General features: G+C 70.9%; 1 pseudogene. It reads left to right on the top strand.

Features of this window, described 5'->3' with window-relative positions:
• Window positions 1–121: 121 nt before the first annotated feature.
• A pseudogene (locus GKO32_RS37700) lies at window positions 122–2,926 on the top strand (hypothetical protein); the annotation flags it as partial.

The following is a 2,926-nucleotide window of genomic DNA, read 5'->3' as shown; positions in this document are numbered from 1 at the left end:
GCCCCCGGCACCCCGCCCCGTCAGTGCGGCGTCCGGCCTGGACGAGGGGAACTCCGAGCTCGCACCAGGGCGGCAGTCGCCCCCCATCGCGCCGCAGCCCGTATCGGAGGAGCCGCGGCCGGTGTCGGAGGAGCCGCAGCCCGTATCGGAGGAGCCGCCGCCCGTATCGGAAGAGCCGCAGCCGGTGTCGGAGGAGCCGCAGCCGGTGTTCGACGAGCCGATGTATCCGTTCGCCGAGCAGGTGTGGGTGGATTCGCCCGCGCTTCCCCGGCAAGACGACTTCTCGCCGCAGCCAGTGGAGGAGCCCGGCTCCCCGGCGCCTGAGTCCTCTGTGGACGAAGCCGGGATCGACGCGATGATGCGGGAAATGTTCGACTTCGACGCGGTGGATCGGGAGGAGCCGGAATCCCCGCAGGACGCCCCCGATCAGTCCGGTCCTGACGTCGACTGGGCAACGGTGTGGGAGCAGCAATTCGACCCCTATACCGATCCGGCTCTGTTCGACACCGGGATGTTCGACTGGATGGTCGGTGACACCTTCCCTGAGCACAGGGAAGTGGAGCAGCCTCAGGCACAGGCCGAGCAGCCCGCGCGCGCGGAGGCCGACCGGCTCGCGGCTGAGCACCAGGCAAGGCTGGAATCCCGGGCGCGCGAGGCCGAGGCGCGAGCCCGGATGCGGGAGGAGCGGGAGCAGCGGTGGCGTGAGGCCGAGCAGGCGCGGGTGCAGGCGGAGCAGCTTGCGCGTGCGGACGCTGATCGGCTCGCGGCGCAGCTTCGGGCACGGTTGGAATCCCGGCAGCCGGAGCGTGCGGCCGAGGCGCAGGCTCGGCTTCGAGAGCAGCAGGAGCGAGTAGCGCAGGAGCGGGCGCGGCAGCAAGCCCTGGAGCAGCGGTGGCGTGAGGCCGAAGCGGAGGCCCGGCAGCGCGCGACGGAAGCCGGGGAGCAGGCCCAGGAACAGCAGCGCCTGGAACAGCAGCGCCCATCCGAGACCGCGCAGCGTCCGGCCGGGACCGGGAGGCAAAAGCGCGCGGCAGACCAGGCGGGCACCGGGAAGCGGAAGCGTCCGGCGGCAGCCGGGGACCAGGCGGGCACGGGCAAGCGAACCCGTCGTGAGTACCCGACGGCGGAGCAGCGGCGGCTGGCGGCCCGGCCGCTCGCGGCGCGCCCGCCGGAACCGGGGACGGTGGCGCCGGGTCCGGTCGGCTTGGGGCCGGCCACGGTGCAACCGATGCTGTCGCGGCCCATCCGGTCGCTACCGACGGTCCAGGACGCGCCGTCGACCGTGCACGCCGCCGGTGACAATCAGCTGGGGCCCGAACCGCAGTTGTCCGACGACGAGAAGGCCCAGCTGCGAGAGGGCGCCCGAGCGATCGTGCGGCGTGCGATGTCGGAGCCCCACGAGGGCCGTGAGGGTCTGAACATCCGGCTCACCGCGTGGGTCAGCCCGAGCCGGGTCGCCAAGGATCGCTACGCGGCGCTGGAGGACTTGTTCCGCGCGGAGCTGCCTCGTTATCTGGACGAGGCGCTGGACGAGCTCTACCCGAAGAAGGACTATCCGAACCGCGTCACGGAATGGCCCGTGACGTACCAGCACGTGCCTGGTGACCAGGCGAACAATGGAAAGTGGGAGCTGGCGGTCCAGGACGGGCCGAGGGAGACGATCGCGTCGTATCGGGCTAAGGACGCGTTCAGGTCCCAGCTGCTGGGGGACCGGCTTCCGGAGATCGACCGTCGCCGGATCGAGTGGATGGCCGAAGGCTTCGCGGATGCCGCGGTGCGCGCGCCGGCGAACCGGTTGCCCCGCTTCGAGCTCGGCCTGCACTTGATGGAGCTTCCCGCGGCCTATGGCGATGCGAACCTGCGGCTGCTCGAGCCGTTCGAGAAGCTGGTAACGGCGGCGGTGCGGCGCCGGCTGGGGCAGTATCCGGCCGGCGCGCTGAAGGTGCCGGCGGAACAGGTGCTCGACCGGGCGAGGGTGTTCCTGGAGGAGAGCCAGGACCACGACCGGCATGGCCTTGTGCAGGTGAAGGTGGAGCCCGACGCGGCGGTCCCGTCAGGGCCGGCGGTGTACGCACGAGGGAACAACACCGACCCGGGTGCGCGGGCCTTGTCCGATGTGGACCGGGCCGAGGTGGTGCGCGCGGCGCCGGACATCGTGCGGCAGGCGATGAAGGGTGAGTACCACAAGTACGAGGGGCTCGATCTGCGGGTCAAGATCACGCTGAACCGGACCAGGTGGTCCGACGACATATTCCGCGCGATGAAGGCCTCGTTCGAGAGGGAGCTGCCCGGGATCCTGAACGCGGCGCTGGATGAGCTGTATCCGGCGCACGAGTATCCGAACCGGCCTTCCCAGTGGTTCGTGACGGTCACCCGGGAGCGGGGTGACAAGACGACCCATGGGACCTGGGAGCTGGGAACCGGCGACGGGCGCCGGCAGACGGTCGCCTCGTATCGTTCGCGGCGCGCGTACGAGACACGGTTCATCAACGCAGGGGAGTTCTCCGCGGTCGCCCGCGCTCACATCGAGTGGATGACCGAGGGTTTCGTCGATGCCCTGGTACAGGCGAAGCCCGGTCAACAACACCTGCCCCAGTTGAAGGGGACGGCGTACGCGCTGCGGATACCGGGAGCCGCCACGGACCGGGGCCTCCCGCCGCTGCGGCAGGTCGTGGAGTCCGCGCTGCGACGGCGGTTGGCGCAGTATCCGGCGGACGCGCTGCCCGAGCCGCTGGAGCAGATGCTGGCGCGGGCGTTGGCGCAGGTGACCCTGTCCGCTCGCGAGAGCGATATGGACGCGGAGGGCGTCGTGCAGATCGGTGTGGAGGGGCAGCGTCCTGAGGTGGGGTTGTTCGGTCCGGAGGTGTACACGGATCCTGAGAACCCGTTGCCGCGGCGGGTGGAGGAGTTGGGGGTGGCTCGGGAT

The sequence above is a fragment of the Amycolatopsis pithecellobii genome (genome assembly GCF_009707865.1).
Taxonomy (GTDB): domain Bacteria; phylum Actinomycetota; class Actinomycetes; order Mycobacteriales; family Pseudonocardiaceae; genus Amycolatopsis_E; species Amycolatopsis_E pithecellobii.
Note: the sequence above shows the minus strand (reverse complement) of the source record. Positions and strands in the feature narration are given on the sequence as shown.